19 protein-coding genes are annotated in these 19,741 nt (G+C 37.8%); 6 read left to right on the forward strand and 13 right to left on the reverse strand.

The window, feature by feature from the left end:
• Positions 1–7 precede the first annotated feature (7 nt).
• From pepB to pmbA, 5 genes are all read right to left on the reverse strand, one after another.
• Positions 8–1,300 (reverse strand): aminopeptidase PepB, encoded by a 1,293-nt coding sequence (pepB, locus tag O1Q80_RS08735; protein WP_386694519.1) that lies wholly within the window; start codon positions 1,298–1,300, stop codon positions 8–10.
• Between the two features lie 9 nt (positions 1,301–1,309).
• Positions 1,310–1,873 (reverse strand): GTP pyrophosphokinase, encoded by a 564-nt coding sequence (locus tag O1Q80_RS08740; RefSeq protein ID WP_386687037.1) that lies wholly within the window; start codon positions 1,871–1,873, stop codon positions 1,310–1,312.
• A gap of 17 nt (positions 1,874–1,890) precedes the next feature.
• On the reverse strand, positions 1,891–3,039 hold the full coding sequence (locus O1Q80_RS08745; RefSeq protein ID WP_386694522.1) for a 5-methyltetrahydropteroyltriglutamate--homocysteine S-methyltransferase: 1,149 nt from the start codon (positions 3,037–3,039) through the stop codon (positions 1,891–1,893).
• 63 nt (positions 3,040–3,102) lie between these two features.
• Positions 3,103–3,642 (reverse strand): hypoxanthine phosphoribosyltransferase, encoded by a 540-nt coding sequence (gene hpt, locus O1Q80_RS08750; RefSeq protein WP_386694526.1) that lies wholly within the window; start codon positions 3,640–3,642, stop codon positions 3,103–3,105.
• Between the two features lie 334 nt (positions 3,643–3,976).
• Positions 3,977–5,338 (reverse strand): metalloprotease PmbA, encoded by a 1,362-nt coding sequence (pmbA, locus tag O1Q80_RS08755; protein ID WP_386694529.1) that lies wholly within the window; start codon positions 5,336–5,338, stop codon positions 3,977–3,979.
• A gap of 88 nt (positions 5,339–5,426) precedes the next feature.
• Between pmbA and yjgA the strand changes: the two genes are divergently transcribed.
• Positions 5,427–5,960 (forward strand): ribosome biogenesis factor YjgA, encoded by a 534-nt coding sequence (gene yjgA / locus O1Q80_RS08760; protein WP_386694532.1) that lies wholly within the window; start codon positions 5,427–5,429, stop codon positions 5,958–5,960.
• A 33-nt stretch (positions 5,961–5,993) separates the two neighbouring features.
• Here yjgA and O1Q80_RS08765 read toward each other — a convergent pair whose 3' ends face one another.
• Positions 5,994–7,304: a hemolysin family protein gene (locus tag O1Q80_RS08765; protein WP_386694535.1), complete on the reverse strand. Its 1,311-nt coding sequence runs from the start codon at positions 7,302–7,304 to the stop codon at positions 5,994–5,996.
• A gap of 141 nt (positions 7,305–7,445) precedes the next feature.
• Here O1Q80_RS08765 and O1Q80_RS08770 point away from each other — a divergent pair, with 141 nt between their 5' ends.
• A complete protein-coding gene (locus O1Q80_RS08770) occupies positions 7,446–7,697 on the forward strand; it encodes an AbrB/MazE/SpoVT family DNA-binding domain-containing protein (protein ID WP_386694538.1) in 252 nt (83 codons plus the stop codon).
• A complete protein-coding gene (locus O1Q80_RS08775) occupies positions 7,694–8,044 on the forward strand; it encodes a type II toxin-antitoxin system PemK/MazF family toxin (RefSeq protein WP_386694541.1) in 351 nt (116 codons plus the stop codon). The genes O1Q80_RS08770 and O1Q80_RS08775 overlap by 4 nt, the downstream gene beginning before the upstream one ends.
• Positions 8,045–8,356: 312 nt before the next feature.
• Here O1Q80_RS08775 and O1Q80_RS08780 read toward each other — a convergent pair whose 3' ends face one another.
• Positions 8,357–8,596, reverse strand: coding sequence for a hypothetical protein (locus tag O1Q80_RS08780; protein ID WP_386694544.1), 240 nt, complete (start codon positions 8,594–8,596; stop codon positions 8,357–8,359).
• A gap of 130 nt (positions 8,597–8,726) precedes the next feature.
• On the opposite strand from O1Q80_RS08780, the gene O1Q80_RS08785 reads away from it, so the two are divergent.
• Positions 8,727–8,996: a helix-turn-helix domain-containing protein gene (locus tag O1Q80_RS08785; RefSeq protein ID WP_386694546.1), complete on the forward strand. Its 270-nt coding sequence runs from the start codon at positions 8,727–8,729 to the stop codon at positions 8,994–8,996.
• A 334-nt stretch (positions 8,997–9,330) separates the two neighbouring features.
• On the opposite strand, the gene ligA is transcribed toward O1Q80_RS08785, so the two are convergent.
• Complete coding sequence (gene ligA / locus O1Q80_RS08790) at positions 9,331–11,349, reverse strand: NAD-dependent DNA ligase LigA (protein WP_386694549.1); 2,019 nt, start codon at positions 11,347–11,349, stop codon at positions 9,331–9,333.
• An 83-nt stretch (positions 11,350–11,432) separates the two neighbouring features.
• Positions 11,433–12,437: a cell division protein ZipA gene (gene zipA, locus O1Q80_RS08795; RefSeq protein ID WP_386687060.1), complete on the reverse strand. Its 1,005-nt coding sequence runs from the start codon at positions 12,435–12,437 to the stop codon at positions 11,433–11,435.
• A gap of 146 nt (positions 12,438–12,583) precedes the next feature.
• Here zipA and cysZ point away from each other — a divergent pair, with 146 nt between their 5' ends.
• Positions 12,584–13,435 carry a sulfate transporter CysZ gene (cysZ, locus tag O1Q80_RS08800; protein ID WP_386687062.1) on the forward strand — a complete coding sequence of 284 codons (852 nt, stop codon included), beginning with the start codon at positions 12,584–12,586 and terminating at the stop codon, positions 13,433–13,435.
• Between the two features lie 18 nt (positions 13,436–13,453).
• Here cysZ and pilW read toward each other — a convergent pair whose 3' ends face one another.
• From pilW to metG, 4 genes are all read right to left on the reverse strand, one after another.
• Complete coding sequence (gene pilW / locus O1Q80_RS08805; RefSeq protein ID WP_386687064.1) at positions 13,454–13,975, reverse strand: type IV pilus biogenesis/stability protein PilW; 522 nt, start codon at positions 13,973–13,975, stop codon at positions 13,454–13,456.
• Positions 13,976–14,018: 43 nt separating this feature from the next.
• Positions 14,019–15,155 carry a bifunctional tRNA (adenosine(37)-C2)-methyltransferase TrmG/ribosomal RNA large subunit methyltransferase RlmN gene (locus O1Q80_RS08810; RefSeq protein WP_386694552.1) on the reverse strand — a complete coding sequence of 379 codons (1,137 nt, stop codon included), beginning with the start codon at positions 15,153–15,155 and terminating at the stop codon, positions 14,019–14,021.
• Positions 15,156–15,385: 230 nt separating this feature from the next.
• Complete coding sequence (gene raiA, locus O1Q80_RS08815) at positions 15,386–15,706, reverse strand: ribosome-associated translation inhibitor RaiA (RefSeq protein ID WP_386687068.1); 321 nt, start codon at positions 15,704–15,706, stop codon at positions 15,386–15,388.
• Between the two features lie 191 nt (positions 15,707–15,897).
• Positions 15,898–17,976 (reverse strand): methionine--tRNA ligase, encoded by a 2,079-nt coding sequence (metG, locus tag O1Q80_RS08820; protein WP_386694555.1) that lies wholly within the window; start codon positions 17,974–17,976, stop codon positions 15,898–15,900.
• A 177-nt stretch (positions 17,977–18,153) separates the two neighbouring features.
• On the opposite strand from metG, the gene apbC reads away from it, so the two are divergent.
• Positions 18,154–19,266 (forward strand): iron-sulfur cluster carrier protein ApbC, encoded by a 1,113-nt coding sequence (gene apbC / locus O1Q80_RS08825; protein ID WP_386694558.1) that lies wholly within the window; start codon positions 18,154–18,156, stop codon positions 19,264–19,266.
• Positions 19,267–19,741 lie beyond the last annotated feature (475 nt).

Genomic DNA, 19,741 nt, shown 5'->3' on the forward strand with positions numbered 1-19,741 from the left:
ATACTCCCTATTTTGCTCTGGTTAACAATAAATTTGCTAAAGTTTGTACACCGATGCCTGTTGCACCAGTTGCCCAAAGATCACTACTAGATTTGCGATAAGTTGCAGAACAATCTAGGTGTAACCAATGTTGTTGATAATTTTCAACAAAATGAGATAAAAATGCTGTCGCCGTGCTGGCTCCTGCACTCACAGCCAACGAACCAGAATTGGCAATATCCGCAAAAGCAGAAGAAATTTGGCTACGATGTAATTCTGCAAAAGGTAAACGCCAAAATGGTTCTTGTGCTTGTTGAGCCGATTGTAATAAATCCGCCACTAATTGATCGTCCATTGAAAGCACAGAATGATAGTCATTGCCTACAGCGACTTTCGCTGCACCAGTCAGCGTTGCTGCATCAATAATAAATTGTGGATTTTGTGCATCTGCTTCAATTAATCCATCGGCTAACACTAAACGCCCTTCCGCATCGGTATTTAGTACTTCCACCGTTACACCATTTTTATAGGTAATAATATCATTAAGTTTAAACGCATTACTGCTAATCATGTTTTCAGCACAGCATAAATATAATTTAACCCGAGCATTTAAACCCCGAGCAATCGCTAGCCCTAATGCCCCTGTCAATAAAGCAGCACCGCCCATATCGGCTTTCATGCTTTCCATACTGTTGCTTGGTTTTAAGCTATACCCCCCCGTATCAAAGGTAATGCCTTTGCCTACTAAACAGGCTAAAACTGGTGCATTCTTATCGCCAGTTGGATTAAAGTCTAATTGGAGCATAACAGGTGCGTTGGCAGAGCCTTTTCCTACTGTCCAAATGCCATGATAGCCTTTCGCTTGTAAATCTTGACCTTTGATAATTTGATAATTTAATTCACCATCTTGCCAATCTTCAGCTTGTTGTTGAATAAATTGTACCGCACGATTTACCAACACTTCTGGAGTTAATACATCTGATGGTAAATTAATGATTTCACGAACAAAATCACCACTTTCAATTAGCTCAAGTAATTTTTCATTTTCCGTTTCATCTAACTCAGGAAAATCTACCTCAAAATCTTGTTTAGCAGTATAAAACCCTTGATAAAATGCCCAACAACTATCTGCATTCCAATGTTCACCGATTAATTCCGCTTGCTTAATACCTTGTCCACGCAGTTTACGTGCGGCTTTTTGTACTAAAGTGCGGTCAAAATTTTCAGAAAAATGAACAATGGCTTGATTTTGCTGAAAAGTTAAAAACGCTTTTTTGCCCCAAACTTCATCAGGGGCTTGATGTGAAAGTAAAACTTGCATAATTTATCCTTAAAAATTCACAAAATTTCGTTTATATTTACGATGGCTTTGAATATTACGTTCCGCATCTTTACGATCCCAAATCTGCAATTCCCATGGATAATAAAAATTACTCGAATTTTTGAAATAAATATGAATCCCCACATACTCATCTTTATCTCGTAAATACCAGTTTTTTAACCCATATTTTTCTTTCCATTCATCTAACTTATTCATGACTTGGGTAATATCTTCCGTACTGACAATCATTCTTGCCCCAAAAATATCATTCATAATACTATTGACTGGAAAGCCTTCGCTACGTTGTTGAAACCGTTCAATTTTATGTAAAATAGATTCCGATGTTTTGACACGATAAAAATAGGAAATATCCGTTAAATCGGCACGATACAAATAATCATTAATGGCTTCGTGCAAATTTAAACGATAGGCCAATATATGCTCTACAGGCACTTTCGCGAGTGTATGTTTTAAATTCACCTTTTGAATTTTCCCTGTTTCAAAATAGTCTTGTGAAAAAGCTAAATGTACCTTATTAATTTCATCAATTAAGCGTTCTATTTTTTCGAGCATATATTTTCCCTACCTAACTACTCGCCCCAAACTTCTTGCACAATATCACGAATAAATTCTAACTTCGCCCATTGTTGCTGTTCGGTCAGAATATTACCTTCTTCCGTTGATGCAAAACCACATTGCGGACTTAAACATAGTTGATTGATGTCCACATATTGAGTGGCTTCTTTGATGCGAGCAATAATATCATCACGATTTTCAAGTGTACCGTCTTTAGACGTAATTAACCCTAACACCACTTGTTGATCTTTGATAAAGCGTAATGGTTTGAAATCTCCCGCACGATCGCTATCATACTCAAGGAAGAAACCATCTACACGGCAAGTACCAAACAAGGTTTCTGCGACAGGTTCATAACCACCAGCCGAGAACCAAGTGGAACGGAAATTGCCACGACAAATGTGCATGGTAATTGCAATATCATCAGCAGGTTTAGCATCCACAATTTTATTTATCATATAGACATAATCTTTGGCAATTTGGTCTAAATCAAAACCACGCTGTTTATAGGCGGCTCGTTTATCTTCCGCACAAAATTCGCCCCAGCTCGTGTCATCTAATTGTAAATTACGACAACCTAATTTGTAGAAAATCTGCATCGCTTTAATATAAGCGTTAGCAATATCGTCTAATAAAAGTTGGTTGTTGTTTTCATAACGTGGAATTGCCACATAATCGGTAGCACGTACATTGGTGATTAAATGCAGCATTGACGGTGATGGAATGGTAAATTTCACTTCTTGACCGTTAGCAATTTGATTAACAGAACGGAAATGTTCGACAAACGGGTGGCTTTCAGAAAAATCGACTTTATCCACAATTTTTAAGGTTTTCGGGCGAACATTATCATGTTTAAATTGTACCGAAAATTTTTCAGCATCAACTTCTTCCACACCGTCTAAACCTGCTAAAAAATCTAAATGCCAGAAAGTACGGCGAAATTCTCCGTCTGTTACTGCATGTAATCCCACGCTTTTTTGATGTTCCACCAATTTAGCAATTTCTTTATCTTCAACTTTAGCTAACTCCGCACAAGAAATATCACCACAACTACATTGTTGGCGAGCTTGCTTAATTTCATCAGAACGTAAAAAACTGCCGACAATGTCAAAACGATAAGGGGCTTTGCTACGTAAGGTGGCCGTTGGGAATAATTTACTCATCTTGTTTCCTTTCTTTTTTATGATTATTAAATCTAACAAAAAATACACCGCACTTTGGCTGGCTTATTCTTCTAATATCACTTTACCGATAAAACTTAAATTACGATAACGTTGAGCATAGTCAATACCATAACCGATAACAAACTCATTCGGAATGGCAAATCCCACCCATTCTACTGGCACTTCTACTTCACGGCGTGATGGTTTATCTAATAAGGTGCAAATGGCAAGACTGGCTGGATCGCGGAGTTCTAGGATTTTGCGGACTTTTTCGAGCGTGTAACCTGAATCAATAATATCTTCCACAATTAACACGTGTTCGCCCTTAATATCACCATTTAAATCTTGGGTAATTTTTACATCATGATTGGTACTCATGCCGATACCATAACTTGATGTGGTCATAAATTCTACTTCGAGCGATAAGTCAATTTTACGTACTAAATCTGCCATAAACATAAATGAGCCACGTAATAAACCGACTACAATCAATTTATCCACTTTCTTTTGTTGATAAAAAGCGGTAATTTCCGCACCGAGCTGATCAATTTTAGCAAGCACATCTTGCTCTGAAATCAAGACTTCAACATGATGTTTTTTCATAACGGTTTCTCTGTATAAAAATATGGAAACGACTATATCATAATAAGGAAAAATACAAAATAAAAAAGACGGAAAAGAGCCTAGCACTTGCGTACTAGGCTACGCATGGTCACGCCACTCCGTGGCTTTTTCTTTCAGATGCAGAGCATCGTTACCATGCTTAACCCTGTACGCTAGTGCAGGGATAAAAAAAGACCGAAGTGACAACACTTCGGTCTTAAACCCTAACGAATTTACTTTCTACTCTACCTGTTTAGCTACCTATGTCTTAACAGATGTGTGTATATTAATATATAAAATAATCTCTGTCAATAAGAATTATTATCATTTTTAATTAATTTCCAGAAATTTTCATTTCTTCCAATAAAATTGAGCCAGTTTGAATATTGGAACGGGTTTCAATGTCATCACCCACCGCCATCAAATGCTCAAACATCTGTTTTAAATTGCCCGCAATGGTGATTTCTGAAACGGGATATTGAATTTCACCATTTTCCACCCAAAAGCCCGATGCACCACGAGAATAATCCCCCGTTACCATATTCACACTCTGCCCCATTAAATCAGTCACTAACAAGCCTGTTCCCATTTGGTTTAAAAGTGCGGTTAAATTTCCTTGAGAATTTGGTTTAACCAACCAATTATGAATACCGCCTGCATGTCCCGTGCTTTGCATAGCTAATTTTTTACCGCTGTAACTGGTTAATAAATAAGTTTGCAAAATACCGTCTTGAATAATCTCCAAATCTTGCGTTCTCACGCCCTCGCTATCAAACGGTGTAGAAGCTAAACCACTTAACAAATGCGGACGTTCGCTAATTTGAAACCAATCAGGCAAAACTTTTTGTCCAAGTTTATCTAACAAAAAGCTGTTTTTGCGATATAGACTGCCACCACTAATAGCAGTCGCTAAATGCCCAATTAACCCTGTTGCGACATCATTAAGAAAAATCACAGGTGCCGTTTGGGTTGCAATTTTTTGCGGTCGTAAACGAGCAATGGCTTTCTTCGCTGAATTTTGCCCTACCCATTCAGGTGCAGCTAACTCATTCGCTTTACGAGAAATCGTGTATTCGTAATCACTTTCTAATAAATCATCAACACCACCCAATACTGAGCAAGACAACGAATAACGGCTCGATAAATGACTTTGCAACATACCATGGCTATTCCCATACACGCGAACTCCCGTATGGGAATTAAAAGCCGCACCATTACTGTTGACAATCCGCCGATCATATTGCAAAGCGGCGGTTTCCGCTTGTAAGGCTAATTCCACTGCCCGATCTACATCAATGTCAGTGGGGTGATATAAATCTAAATCAGGTGCATTAAATGCCATTAAGGCTTTATCGGCTAAACCCGCACAATCATCGGGAGAAGTATATTTGGCTATCTCTAATGCCGCATCAACAGCCGCTTTAATGGCTGGCTGGCTTAAATCCGATGTGGATGCGTTACCTTTTTGTTGCCCTAAATACACCGAAATGCCCAAGGCTCCGTCATTATTAAATTCTACGTTTTCGACTTCCTGCAACCGAGTAGAAACCGAAAGCCCACTGACTTTGGTCACCGCCACTTCCGCTGTTGCCCCTGCTTTTTGAGCCAACTCGACCGCATAACTCACCGCCGCACGTAATTCTTGTTCTTGCTGTTTTAAAAGTGCGGTGGAATTTTCCGTATTTTTTTCTGGCATGCTGCTCTTTTCCTTATTATTTATAAATTTGTCGCATTTTAGCTTATTTGCTACAATGTAGCAAAATATCAATAAGAAAGGATAGGAAATGAAAAAACGGGGCAAAAAGCCAGAATTAGATTGGACAGATGAGCAAGAAGAAATTATCTGGGTCAGCAAAAGTGAAATTAAACGTGATGCGGAAGATTTAAAAAAATTAGGCTCAAAATTAGTGGAATTAACCCCAGCAAATTTAGCCAAAGTACCGATTGATGAAACCTTGTTAGACGCTATTCATTTGGCTCGCCGTTCAGTCAAGGAAGCTAAACGCCGTCAATTACAATTTATCGGCAAATTATTACGCTCAATGGACATAGATCCTATTCAGGAAGCCTTAGATAAAATCGAGAATAAACATAATCAACAGCAAGCCATGCTGCATAAAATAGAACATTTACGTGATGATTTAGTAGAAAAAGGTGATGATGAACTGGCACAATTCTTTGACCAACACCCCGATGCTGATCGTCAACATTTACGCAATCTTATCCGTTCCGCTCAAAAAGAAAAAGAACAAAATAAACCGCCGAAAGCGTATCGAGAAATTTATCAGTATTTGAAAGAATTGATGTTGGAAAATTAAAAAACAAGGCACTTAATCCAGTGCCTTTCATCGCTAATTCGTAGCAGAACTCTCTTGCAAATCCTTACGCAATGACACTAACAACTGATCGATTTTAAAGTTTTCCGTATCGATAATTTCAAATTTATATTTGTCATATAATACAGAATCCGTTTTCTTCGGAATTTTCCGCAACATATACATCATAAACCCACCAATCGTTTCGTAATTTTCATCTGCGGGAAATGATGCTATATCCAATGCTCGCATCACATCTTCTAACGGCGTAATGCCATCAATTAACCAAGAATGTTCATCTCGCTGTACGATTTGTTCTTCTTCGCTAGAAACTAATTCTCCCATAACAATGCTCATCACATCATTTAAGGTAACAATCCCAACCACTAACGCATATTCATTAACAATAATTGCAAAATCTTCGCCCATTGATTTAAACAATTCTAACACTTCATACAGGGACAATGTATCAGGTACAAACAAGGGTTTACGTAATAATTTGGGATCTGTTAAAGAAACTTGATGATCGGTTAAATACAACGTCAGCAAAGTATGCGATTCCACATAGCCTAAAATTTTATCTAATCCACCATCACAAATCAGTAATTTGGAATGAGCATTTTGGCTGAGGGTATTTAATACCTCTTTTTGATTAAAACTGCGGTCTAAAAAAACAATATTTTCACGGGTTGTCATGGTTGATGTTACCGTGCGAGCTTGCATATCGAAAATATTCTCAATTAAATATTGCTCCTGTGCTTTTAACACCCCTGATTCAGCTCCCGCTTCCACTAAAGCCACAATATCTTCAGAAGTCATATTATCTTCACGCACGGTAGAAATTCGTAACAAACGAAAAATGGCATTCGCTAAGGCATCAAAAATCAAGACGAGAGGTTTAAAAATAAAAATACAAACTCGCATCACCCCAACGGTTTTCATGGCAATTTGTTCTGGATAACTCATGGCAAGCCGTTTGGGTATCAGATCTGCGACTAAAATAAAAGCGATGGTCACTACACTAAATGCAATCCAAGAAGAAACGCTTTCCACCCATTCAGCCTGTGTATATAGGCTAAGGACTTTCACAAAATAAGGATTAAGAGAACTCTCCCCGACCATACCGCCTAAAATTGCCACCATATTTAAGCCAATTTGCACGACAGTAATAAAACGCCCCGGTTTTTCTTGCAGTTGTAATACTTGCATGGCTCTTAAATCACCCTCATTGGCAAGCACTTGTAACTTCACTTTTCTCGCCCCAGCAAGAGAAATTTCTGCCGAAGAAATCACCGCACTGATTATAATCAACAATAAAATGATTAAAATTGCTTCAAATAATTCCATAAAATTCTATTCTGTATTTAACGTTAAACTGAGTATTCTATTGCGATTACCCTTGTTCAGCAAGCTCTTTTACTTTTGCATATTGCAATAATTGCGTAAGTATCTATAATGTAGATACTTAACTTCATCATGGAGAAAGAAATGCAACTACAAATTCGTAAATGGGGAAACAGTGCTGCTGTGCGTTTACCACAGGCGATATTAGCCCAATTTCATCTGAATGAGAATGATTGCTTTGATGTAGAAATGCAAAATAATCGTCTTATACTTCACCCTATTAAACCCCAAAAAATATGTTACGATATTCGTACTCTAATGGCAGAAATGAATGGCAATTTGCCAATGGTTGAGGGCTGGGAAGAAATGCCCGCTGTAGGTAAAGAATTAGAATGACTATTCCAAAACGTGGCGATATTATTCACTTGCAATTTGACCCTGCCACAGGTCGAGAAATGCAAGGTAAACATTATGCGTTAGTGATTAGCAACCATTATTTTAACCAACAAGGTTTAGCCGTGGTTTGCCCAATTTCACAAGGCAGTGCCGATTTCGCCCGTTCTCATGGTACATTGGTAAGCCTAATGGGAACAGGAACACATACCCAAGGAGCTATCCATTGTCATCAAATCAAATCCCTTGATTGGAAAGCACGACAAGCCAAACGCAAAGAAAGTGTACCTGATTTTATCATGGACGATGTACAAGCTAGACTGGATGCGATGTTTGATGATGTAAGCTAGTCTCACTTATCAATCATCTCTACCTATCATTATCATCAAGTCCTTTCTCAGCAAATCAAGCAAAATCATTTAGTTATCAAAGGTCTTTTCAATTTGTCGAGAAAATTTCGGCATAATTCTTATTGTAATTTAAGTATCAAAAAGTAAGGCTTATCAAGCTATTTTTTACTAGCAGCATGGCGATATCGAAAATACAAGAAATCCGCCCTTTCAATTATGAAAAATTGAGAATAGCAGAAGGAAAAATCGTGTATTTAGAATCCTTTTTTAAGGTGTACTATAAATACACGATATACATATAAGACAATGAATTTAATCGTTATTATTCCATGTTTTACCACACTCAGGACATTTCATTTTTGTATCACTACCACTGCCATTAATGCCACCTAAAACACTTCCAACAGCACCACCAACAGCAGTACCAATAAATGGAATGAATGAACCAATCGCAGCGCCCATTGCTCCACCTTTTGCCATTCCACCTAATAGATCACCTTTATCCTCTATATATTTACCTCGAGTTCCACAATCTGGACAATATCTACTCATAAAATACCCCATAAAATAATGAATTAAAGTATATAAATTTTATCTGATTAAAATCTAATTGTAAACTATAAAAGATAAAAATACCTCTATCATTGATTGTCAATAGCTAAATTTGCGACATACTGACATAATGAAAAATACTGATTCAACTATCCACCCAATTCGTACCGTTTTCGCAAAAAATTTGCGAAAAATTCGGCGTTTAAAAGATATCTCACAAGAAGCACTTGCCTTTGATGCTGGTTTAAGTCGTGCCTATGTGAGTGATATTGAACGTGGTCAACGAGCCGTTTCAATTGATGTAATGGGAAAAATCGCAGATGCATTAGACGTTAGTTTGGCAGCGTTGGTCAAAACCAATTATACTGCCACCGAATGGGCTGAATTAAGTTTGAAATAGTTAAGCTAAACTACACAAATATTGTACTATTTGCCCGATCTGTGAATAATGATAAGTATTTAAAAATTATTTATCTTCATCTAAAAATGAGAGATTTCAGTATTTTCTAAATGTAGAAACCTGAATTTACAATCCAACTGTAACAACCCAAAATATCAAGTAATTATTTGTATGCAATAAAAGAGATTTATCTTGAGGATAAAAATAAAGTAGGAATAACAGAAGCCCACTCTTGACGCATATAATTTCACTATCCACATTAAAATAGAAAACAAAAAAGAAATTAATTATTACAATTCTAACAAAGAGGTTAAGCAATACTTAGCCCCCAATTTTACTGATATTCTGCTACAAAATCCAAAAACCACTGTTCGTCCCAAATTTGAACACCTAATTGTTGGGCTTTGGTCAGTTTTGATCCTGCTGAATCTCCAGCAATCACAATATCGGTTTTTGCTGACACACTGCCACTCACTTTCGCCCCAAAAGATTGTAATAACGCTTTGGCATCATTGCGTCCCATTTGAGTTAAGGTTCCCGTTAATACAACGGTTTTACCGTTTAACGGATTTTCACCAATGTCTTTTTCTTCCACATCGTCCCAATGGACACCTTGTGCGATTAAATCATTCACTACGTCCAAGTTATGTTGTTCACGCCAAAACACATAAATCCGATTTGCCACAACGATGCCCACATCTGGCACGGCTTGTAATTGTTCTAAATCTGCTTGTTGAAGTGCGGTGAGATTTTTGAAATATTTGGCTAAATTCAATGCGGTGGCTTCGCCCACGTCCCGAATACCTAGGGCAAAAATAAAGCGTGCTAAGGTGGTTGACTTGGCTTTTTCTAGGCTATCCAACGCATTTTGAGCGGATTTTTGTCCCATACGTTCTAATCGCATTAAGGTGAAAAGATCCAATTTAAATAAATCTGCTGGCGTATGAATAAACTCTCGATCCACTAACTGCTCAATCAGCTTTGCTCCCACGCCGTCAATATCCATGGCTTTGCGAGAAACAAAATGTTTCAAAGATTCCTTACGTTGTGCATCACAAAATAATCCACCAGTACAACGAGCGACTGCTTCGCCCTCAATTCGCACCACTTGTGAACCACACACGGGGCATTGTGTTGGGAAAATAATCGATTCTGCATTGGCTGGACGGCGATCATGTACCACACCAATAATCTGTGGAATCACATCACCTGCACGGCGGATAATCACGGTATCACCAATGGCAATATCCAGACGTGCAATTTCATCGCCATTATGCAAGGTCGCATTACTCACCGTTACACCAGCCACGAAAACAGGTTGTAATTTTGCCACAGGCGTAATTGCACCTGTTCGTCCTACCTGAAATTCCACATCTTTTAGTATCGTCATTTCTTCCTGTGCAGGAAATTTATACGCAATCGCCCAACGTGGTGCTTTAGAAATAAAGCCAAGTTCCTGCTGTAACGCAATATCGTTAATTTTTAACACTGTGCCATCAATGTCATAGCCTAAAGTTGGACGTTTTTGTTGAATAGTGCGGTAGAAATTCAACACATTTTCTACCCCAGCACAAAGCTGAATTTCCGCATTCACTGGAATACCAATAGATTTCAGCCATTGCAAACGCCCATAATGGGTTTCGGGTAAATCCACCCCTTCGGCAATCCCAATACTATAAGCATTCAGCATTAATGGACGTTGGCTAGTAATTTTCGGATCGAGTTGACGCAACGAGCCAGCAGCAGCATTACGTGGATTAGCAAAGGTTTTCTCCCCTTTGGCTAAGGCTAATTCATTTAATTTTTCAAAGCCCGCTTGTGGCATAAACACTTCACCACGCACTTCTAAACGAGCAGGCGGATGGTCAGTTAATAATTGTAAGGGAATATTGCGAATGGTACGAATATTGGCAGTAATATCTTCTCCCGTGCTGCCATCGCCCCTTGTTGCCGCTTGCGTAAGGACACCATTGACATACAAAATACTCACTGCTAAACCGTCTAATTTTGGTTCACAACAAAATTCAAGGGTTTCTGGCAATAGCACCAAACGATCTTGAATACGTTTTACAAAAGCATAAAATTCTTCATCGGAAAACGCATTATCTAGGGATAACATGGGAATTTCATGGGTAATTTGGCTAAAGCCTGATAATAGTTTTGCCCCAACACGCTGGGTCGGCGAATTGGCAGTGATGAATTCGGGATATTGTTGTTCTAAGGTTTTTAATTGATGAAATAAACGATCATATTCGCTGTCTGGAATTTGGGGTTCATCAAGCACGTGATATTGATATTCGTGATAACGCAATGTTTCACGCAACTGATTCATTTGTTTGGCTATATCCGTCATTTTATTTTTCTTTTCTAAAATTATTAACAAAATAAACCGCACTTTGAACGCTCAACAGTGCGGTTTTCAATCGACAATTTTCGCTACACGCGATCTAAATAATCTTGTTCTTGCTTGTCATCAAAAATAGCTTGTTGATCGGTTAACACAAAACCATTTAATTCTTCGGCTAAATTTTTTGCGGCTTGGATCATCATTTTTAAATTGGCTTTGTCATTTCCAACCTGTGACGGTACTTGCATAAATAGGGCAAGACCCAGTGTAGAAAATTCATTCATGGCATAGGGGTTAAATGTACCGGGTTGTTCAATATTGGCTACACTAAACATCACTGGACTTGCCACCGTATCAACATGGCGATGATACAAATTATCTTTGCCTAAAATAAACCCTAAATTATCCAACGATTGAGCAATAGAAAGCCCTAAAAATTGACGATTTTCTGGTGCCACCACATATAACAAAATAAAATCTGTTGGCTGCGATGCCTGTGTAACTGGTTCTTGTCCTGTTTGTTCGTTTTCGGTTTTATTTTCAATCGGCTGTTGTAATTTAGGTTCAGAAATCGGTGAACTTGCTTGTTGTAACTGTACTCGCAATTCGGGCGATGACATATCGACTTGAGCTTCTGTCCCTGCATAATCTACCGCATCGGCTAAAGTATATTCTGCCATATTCTCTTTAGGCTGCTTTGGTTCTGGTCGATATTCATAATAGACTTGCTCTGATTCTGGTTGAGCAAGGTCAGATTCAGGTAAGGTAATTTTGATCTGCTCCACTGCATTCGCTTGCACTGGAGCTGTGACTGGAATATCCGTTTGAATCGGCTCAGGTTGTGGAATATTCATTTGCGTATTTTCCACTGGCTGACTTACTATCGGTTGGCGTTTCTGAATTGGCGTAACGGGTACTTGAGCATAATCAGTCGGGGACTGTTCTGGTTTCCGTTGAATATGCTGACTACGATTAAAGCTATTCGCATTATTAAAATATTGCGATTTTTCACGGCGATTAGACCAGATACCATGAGCGACTAAACCGATTAATGCGAGAATACCTAAAATAATTAAAATTGTATTGAGATCCATTGCAATATGTCCTATTTCAAACAACCAGAAATATTTGTTAGCTTACCATATTTATTCACATTATGGATCTTGAAATTTGCATTTTTTGACCGCACTTTGTATTCTATTCACCGTTTTATACTAACGTTATCCAACTAGGAAAAATAATGATCGAAGAAAAAGAAGTCAAGTCAGGGTTTCATTACTTTGTTATGGGCTGGCATTTAATTACACAAAAAGGACTACGCCGTTTTGTCGTGATGCCAATCTTACTCAATGTGGTATTAATGGTGGGACTAAGTTGGTTATTTATCAGTCAAATCAACCATATAATTGAATGGGTAATGGGCTTTCTGCCAGCATGGTTAGATTGGCTCAGTTCCGTGATGTTTATCATGTCATTAGTGATGATAGTTATCGTTTTTTACTTTTCATTTACCATGCTATCAGGCTTTATTGCCGCCCCTTTTAACGGTTTACTAGCAGAAAAAGTCGAAAAAATGCTGACTGGAGAGAGCCTAGCAGATATGACTATCATGGATTTTATTAAAGATATTCCACGTATGTTAGCTCGAGAATGGCAAAAACTGGTATATAGCTTACCGATTTATATCGTTCTATTTTTACTCGGTTTTATTCCTATGCTAGGGCAATCTGTAATACCCGTGTTAGCTTTTGCTTTTACCGCATGGATGATGGCAATTCAATATTGTGACTATCCGTTTGATAACCACAAAATTTCATTCCATACCATGCGAGTTAAACTCAAAGATAACCGTTGGCAAAGTCTAACCTTTGGCGGATTAATCAGCTTGTGCATGTTAGTTCCTGTGGTGAACTTAGTCGTCATTCCTGTTGCGGTTTGTGGTGCAACTACAATGTGGGTAGAAACTTACCGTAAAGCCTTGTATGGTAATGCAAAAACTCAAGGAAATTCCACCGCAGTTTCAACTGATGTTGGACAAGCGACAAATACAGATATTGATTTACGCAATAATCAGGATATTGTTTCTCGATAATGTTAGGGTGAAGAATAGTTATCTTAATTTCTTCGCCCTTTCAGGATCTGCTTTTTCTAACGCTATTTTACTTTGTTGATAAACAGCCTGATTATTTTCCGATAAAGCACACAAGGCTTTATTTTCATAACTATCTGCTTGACGATAATAATTCGGGCTTGCCACTGCTAAATCAAATTGCTGGTAGGCAGCTTGGAACTCCCCTTGCGAACAAAGAAATGTACCATAATTATTATGCACATCACCTTGTTTATCATCTAGTTTAATGGCTTTCAAATAAGATTCACGGGCTTGTGTAATATTGCCTTGTTGTTGGTAAAAATAAGCAAAGGCAGAATGAACCAAATAGTAATCAGGGGCATAACTCAAGGCTTTATCCAGATTTTGTTTAGCTTGTTCCCAATCTTGTTGGGATAAATAGCCCAGTGCGAGTTCTACTCGAGCTTTGGCGGCTGGCTTTTGATCAAAATCTATTTCAACATCTTGCGAAACGCAAGCGGTTAAAAAAAGAATAAGTATAAAGTGCGGTATAAATTTCATAAATTTTTCCCTATTTGAACCGCACTTTCTGGCTTAATGCGGTTTAATGAGTTTTAATCTGAATGCCTTGACCAAATTGTTTTTTCATGGCATTAACGGCTGTCCGTTTAGTGCGGTCGATCACATCACCTGCCAACTGTCCGCACGCTGCATCAATATCATCACCACGGGTTTTGCGTACAATTACCGTAAAACCATATTCCATTAAGGTCTTTTGGAAACGGTCAATGCGAGTGTTGGAGCTTTTCGCATAAGGGGCTTCAGGGAACGGATTCCACGGAATTAAATTAATTTTACACGGCGTATTTTTCAATACTTCCGCCAACTGATGAGCGTGTTCTACCCCATCATTGACCTGATTTAACAACACATATTCAATCGTCACTTTACCGTGATTGGCATTGGACACATTTAAATAACGATGCACGCTATCCATTAACATTTTGATATTGTATTTTTTATTAATCGGCACCAACACATCACGCAATTCATCATTGGGAGCGTGCAGAGAAATCGCCAATGCCACATCAATCATCTCACTGAGTTTATCCAAAGCAGGCACCACACCTGACGTAGATAAGGTAACACGGCGTTTAGATAAACCATAAGCAAAATCATCTAACATAATTTCCATGGCAGGCACCACATTTGCGACATTTAACAATGGCTCACCCATGCCCATCATCACTACGTTAGTAATCGGTCGCACGCCCGTCACACCGAAATTGCCGATAATTTTAGATGCTCGCCATACTTGCCCGATAATTTCTGCCACATTTAAATTGCGATTAAAACCTTGTTGAGCGGTAGAACAGAACGTACAAGCCAAGGCACAACCCACTTGCGAAGACACACACAAAGTTGCTCGATCTGCTTCAGGAATATACACAGTTTCCACTTGCTGATCGCCCACTTGCATCGCCCATTTAATCGTACCATCAGATGAACGTTGTTCTACGGCAATTTCAGGTGCTTTAATTTCAGCCACCGATTTTAATTTTTCCCGTAACTGTTTATTAAGATTGGTCATATTGTCGAAATTATCTTCGCCAAAATGATAAATCCATTTGACTAATTGATCGGCTCGGAATGGCTTTTCACCAATTTCTTTGAAAAATTCTCGCATTTGCGGACGAGTTAAATTCATTAAATTGATTTTGTTTGAGGTTATTTCTAACATAGTTACCCTTGTGTCACGTTATTACACTTACGACTGTTTGTATAAAAGGGCGATATTCTACCGATTTCCACCCCATTAATCTATGCTAATTTAAAAAATAATGCGAATTTTCACCGCACTTTTTGGAATACAGATCACAAAAATACACTATTCGCTATTACTGAAAGTTATAAAATCAAAAAGGCTGATTTCAATCACATTATCAAAATCAGCCTTAAATAAAAAATTAATTATTGAAAGGAATCTTTCAAGCGTTCATCCGCTCGGCGAGCCTCGCCTTTATGTTGAAGTTTATTTAATTGTCTTGCTAATTTATCTTCAACATCGTTAATCGCTTTGTACATATCATCAGATTCTGCACTTGCAAACAAATTACCATTTGGTGTACCAATCGTCGCTTCGACCCCAAATCCCTGCGGTAGTTTGCTTAATACAAAGTGAGGATTAATTAGCTGAGTTTGCCATTTTTCCAATTTCGCTAATCTATCCTCAATATGAGCCCGAATTGCGGGAGTAATGTCCATTTGTTTACTTGCAATATTAAGTGTCATAGTTGTCACCTCTTTATTATTATTGATGAATAAATCCTTTTGTGTTACTTACAAACAAGGTATGTTGTTTATCCAAACTTTTCAAGTTTTTTCTGTTAGTTTTTTTCAGAAATCACTAAAAATGTGATCTTACTCGCAAAATCATAGATGAATAAAACACCACTCTTTTAGCACACTAATTTAATTGGATATTATTTAACCCGATCCCCTGCTTTCGCTCCATTATCCACAGCAAGCAAGAACAAATCAGCACCACCTGTACCCGCTGATAAAATCATACCTTGCGATACACCAAATTTCATTTTGCGAGGTGCTAGGTTGGCAACCATAATCACTTGGCGACCGATTAATTCTGCTGGATTATTGTAAGCAGCTTTAATACCTGATAATACTTGACGTTGTTCAAAACCTAAATCTAATTGAAATTTCAATAATTTATTGCTTTCAGGTACGGCTTCACAATGTAACACGGTTGCCACTCGTAAATCAATTTTGGCAAAATCATCAATACTGATTTCAGCTTCTACAGGTTCAAATTCGCTATTTTCGCTAGAATTACTGGTAGAAACTGCGGTGTTTTTTTCCACTGTTTTTGCGGTATTTACCGCGGCATTTTCCGCTTTTGATGCTTCGATCATTGCATCAATTTGTTTCATCTCTAAACGATTAAATAAGGCTTTAAACGGAGAAATTTGATGGGCTAATAATGGTTGTGCCAGATTATGCCAAGTTAATTCTGTCTGTAAAAAGCCCTCTGCTCGCTCGGCTAATTTCGGTAACACAGGTTTTAAATAACCCATTAATACACGGAATAATTCAATCCCCATGGAACAAACAGAATGCAATTCTGCATCACGTCCTTCTTGTTTGGCAATTACCCAAGGTGCTTTGTCGTCCACGTATTTATTGGCTTTATCCGCTAATGCCATAACCGCACGGATCGCTTTGCCATATTCACGGTTTTCATACAATGTCGCAATTTGCTCCGATTGTTGAGTAAATTCCTCAAATAGGCTTTGATCTTCTAATTTTTCTGCTAATTTTCCATTAAAACGTTTTTGAATAAAGCCAGCATTACGTGACGCTAAATTGACTAATTTATTGACTAAATCTGCATTTACCCGTTGTACAAAATCTTCTAAATTTAAATCTAAATCATCAATTCGATTACTCAATTTGGCAGCATAATAATAACGTAAACATTCGGGATCTAAGTGTTTCAAATAGGTTGCAGCTTGAATAAATGTACCACGGGATTTTGACATTTTTTCGCCATTCACCGTCACATAACCATGCACAAAAATATTGCTCGGTTTACGTAAATCAGCCCCCTCTAGCATAGCAGGCCAGAATAAGCTGTGGAAATACATAATATCTTTGCCAATAAAATGATACAGTTCAGCTTGACTGTCTTTTTTCCAAAAGCGATCAAAATCAATCTGTTCACGTTCACACAGATTTTTAAACGATGCCATATAACCAATCGGGGCATCTAACCAAACATAAAAATATTTATTTTCCGTATTCGGAATTTTAAAGCCAAAATAAGGTGCATCACGAGAAATATCCCATTGTTGCAAACCCGCATCAAACCATTCTTGCATTTTATTTGCCACTTCCGCTTGCAACGCACCCGAACGATTCCATTCTTGCAACATTTTTTCAAAGCTCGGCAAATCAAAGAAAAAGTGTTCACTTTCTTTCAATACAGGGGTAGCACCTGATATGGTAGAACGTGGATTAATTAATTCCGTTGGGCTATAAGTGGCAGAACAGACTTCGCAGTTATCACCATATTGATCGGGTGCTTTACATTTCGGACAAGTGCCTTTCACGAAACGATCGGGCAAAAACATGGATTTTTCAGGGTCAAATAATTGCGAAATGGTACGATTTTTAATAAAACCGTTTTGTTTTAAACGATGATAAATCATCTCGGAAAATTCACGGTTTTCTTCGCTATGCGTAGAATGATAATTATCGAAACTAATATTAAAGCCACTGAAATCCGCATAATGGGCTTTATGCACATCAGCAATCAGTTGCTCAGGCGTGATCCCCATTTGATCCGCTTTCAGCATAATTGGCGTACCATGCGCATCATCAGCACAAACAAAATAAATTTCATTACCTCGCATACGTTGAAAACGTACCCAAATATCCGCTTGAATATGTTCCAACATGTGTCCTAAATGAATCGGACCGTTAGCGTAAGGTAAAGCACAAGTAACAAGGATTTGACGTTTTTTTGGGGAAAATTGGTTTGACATAAAAAGACCTTTAAATAATAAGCAAGCCCAAATTGGCTTGCCGTGAAATACAAAATTGGCGTGATTTTACCTGATTTGGCTTGTTTTTTCTAGCTAAAACATAATCTATGCTTAACATCATTCTAATATCGTGGTTAAATAGTCGGGTATTTACTCTACTTGATTTTAGGAAAGATAATGACAACCCAATTTTCCAATAATTTTACCGATGAACAACAAGCAAAATTCATTTCGGTTTTTAAAAATTTTACTCACCCTACATTACAAAAAGACTTAATCGCCCTAAGTGCGGTGAAAAAAATCGAAAAAATGCAAGGCGTGTTACGCATCGAAATTCAAATGCCTTTTGCTTGGAACACAGCATTTGAGCAGTTAAAAACGACTGTTACCCATGATTTATTGACAATCGCAGAAGCTCAACAAATTAAATGGCAATTAAATTATCAAATCGCCACTTTGAAACGTGCCAATAATCACCCAGCGGTAAAAGGCGTAAAAAATATTATTGCAATTACTTCAGGAAAAGGCGGTGTGGGGAAATCCACCACTGCTGTCAATTTAGCTTTAGCATTACAAGCTCAAGGGGCTAAAGTTGGTATTTTAGATGCCGATATTTATGGTCCATCTATCCCTCACATGCTTGGTGCAGCCAACCAACGCCCAACATCGCCAGATAATAAACATATCAATCCGATTATCGCTCACGGTTTACAAAGCAATTCGATTGGCTATTTAATGAATGCTGACAACGCTACCATTTGGCGTGGTCCGATGGCAAGCAGTGCATTAAATCAACTGTTAAATGAAACCCTATGGAATGAGTTAGATTATTTAGTGATTGATATGCCACCGGGAACGGGGGATATTCAGCTCACGTTATCACAACAAATTCCTGTGACAGGGGCGGTTGTTGTCACTACACCACAGGACATTGCTTTACTTGATGCGATTAAGGGCATTGCCATGTTTAATAAAGTTTCTGTGCCAGTGTTAGGAATTATAGAAAATATGTCAATGCACATCTGCTCAAACTGCGGTCATCACGAAGCGATTTTCGGTACAGGTGGAGCAGAAAAAATTGCGGAAAAATATCATGTACAAGTGCTAGGTCAGTTACCCTTACATATTTGTTTAAGAGAAGATTTAGATAAAGGCATACCAACCGTAATTGCAGAATCTAACCCTGAAATTAAGCATGCTTATCTACAATTAGCCGAAAAAGTGGCGAGCGAGTTATATTGGCAAGGTTTGGTCATTCCTGGGGAGATTATGTTTAGGGAAGTGAAATAGTCCGTACAGCCTGTTGAATAATATTCGCCACCGCATTAATTATTCAACAGGCTGATTTTTATAAAAATCCTTCTCTAAATTTTAAACATTTTCAAAATAAACCCACCTTAAAAGAAATCCAAATAGTGTTAAATACTAAATTTCGAAATATTCATAGATTTTTATATAAAAAATATTTTTATACCATTCTATTTTTTGATATTTTTTACTAAAAAACCTTTGACAGAATTTTCTAAATCCGTAATATAAGAGCCTAATTTAATCAATTTTAGGAATTTTATGTTTACCTTTCACGCTCTGCTACTCAACTTACGATTATCACATTCTTTGTGCGGTTAAGTTGTGGACGATAGAAAAATAGCATAAAACACGAATTTACAACCCCGCACTTTGATAAAAAGTTCGGGGTTTTTTATTAAAAAAACATAAAAAATACACCGCACTTTCAAAGTAAAACCCTAACGAAAAGAAAAGG

This window comes from Lonepinella sp. MS14435 (assembly GCF_042485795.1).
Lineage (GTDB): Bacteria > Pseudomonadota > Gammaproteobacteria > Enterobacterales > Pasteurellaceae > Lonepinella.

Coding starts and splice junctions, on each gene's coding strand:
- raiA (WP_386687068.1), bottom strand. CDS start 15,706: ATGACACTTAATATTGCAAGTAAACAAATGGACATTACTCCCGCAATT.
- pilW (WP_386687064.1), bottom strand. CDS start 13,975: ATGAAATTTATACCGCACTTTATACTTATTCTTTTTTTAACCGCTTGC.
- hpt (WP_386694526.1), bottom strand. CDS start 3,642: ATGAAAAAACATCATGTTGAAGTCTTGATTTCAGAGCAAGATGTGCTT.
- apbC (WP_386694558.1), top strand. CDS start 18,154: ATGACAACCCAATTTTCCAATAATTTTACCGATGAACAACAAGCAAAA.
- cysZ (WP_386687062.1), top strand. CDS start 12,584: ATGATCGAAGAAAAAGAAGTCAAGTCAGGGTTTCATTACTTTGTTATG.
- pepB (WP_386694519.1), bottom strand. CDS start 1,300: ATGCAAGTTTTACTTTCACATCAAGCCCCTGATGAAGTTTGGGGCAAA.
- ligA (WP_386694549.1), bottom strand. CDS start 11,349: ATGACGGATATAGCCAAACAAATGAATCAGTTGCGTGAAACATTGCGT.
- O1Q80_RS08745 (WP_386694522.1), bottom strand. CDS start 3,039: ATGAGTAAATTATTCCCAACGGCCACCTTACGTAGCAAAGCCCCTTAT.
- O1Q80_RS08810 (WP_386694552.1), bottom strand. CDS start 15,155: ATGTTAGAAATAACCTCAAACAAAATCAATTTAATGAATTTAACTCGT.
- O1Q80_RS08770 (WP_386694538.1), top strand. CDS start 7,446: ATGCAACTACAAATTCGTAAATGGGGAAACAGTGCTGCTGTGCGTTTA.
- yjgA (WP_386694532.1), top strand. CDS start 5,427: ATGAAAAAACGGGGCAAAAAGCCAGAATTAGATTGGACAGATGAGCAA.
- O1Q80_RS08765 (WP_386694535.1), bottom strand. CDS start 7,304: ATGGAATTATTTGAAGCAATTTTAATCATTTTATTGTTGATTATAATC.
- O1Q80_RS08775 (WP_386694541.1), top strand. CDS start 7,694: ATGACTATTCCAAAACGTGGCGATATTATTCACTTGCAATTTGACCCT.
- O1Q80_RS08785 (WP_386694546.1), top strand. CDS start 8,727: ATGAAAAATACTGATTCAACTATCCACCCAATTCGTACCGTTTTCGCA.
- zipA (WP_386687060.1), bottom strand. CDS start 12,437: ATGGATCTCAATACAATTTTAATTATTTTAGGTATTCTCGCATTAATC.
- metG (WP_386694555.1), bottom strand. CDS start 17,976: ATGTCAAACCAATTTTCCCCAAAAAAACGTCAAATCCTTGTTACTTGT.
- O1Q80_RS08780 (WP_386694544.1), bottom strand. CDS start 8,596: ATGAGTAGATATTGTCCAGATTGTGGAACTCGAGGTAAATATATAGAG.
- O1Q80_RS08740 (WP_386687037.1), bottom strand. CDS start 1,873: ATGCTCGAAAAAATAGAACGCTTAATTGATGAAATTAATAAGGTACAT.
- pmbA (WP_386694529.1), bottom strand. CDS start 5,338: ATGCCAGAAAAAAATACGGAAAATTCCACCGCACTTTTAAAACAGCAA.